This window comes from Photobacterium sp. DNB23_23_1, assembly GCF_052873815.1.
Genome location: NZ_JBNNXT010000137.1, coordinates 1 through 240, shown reverse-complemented (window position 1 = coordinate 240; position 240 = coordinate 1). Strand labels below are relative to the sequence as shown.

1 protein-coding gene is annotated in these 240 nt (G+C 57.9%); it reads left to right on the top strand.

Going from position 1 to position 240, the window contains the following annotated elements:
- The coding region (locus ACVA53_RS25150) for a hypothetical protein (protein WP_446506642.1) at positions 1-240 on the top strand (240 nt) is incomplete at both ends.

Sequence of the window (240 nt, the reverse complement as noted above, 5' to 3'; positions counted from 1 at the left end):
GATTAACGCGTACTACGCTAACCTGCAGGACAATACTGCTGCGCACGTTGGCCCGCTGGTTGACGCTGAGTCGAACGAGAAGTCCCTGTCGGTGGCAATGCGTGAAATCATTGCTGACCGTGTTGTGGCGGAGCACCGCCCGGACGCTAAGTTCGATGAGGACGGCTACCCGGTTCCCGAGGATCTGTCCGCTGTGATTGATTTCAGCGCGGCTGAGTTCTCTGGAGCTATCGAGGAGGA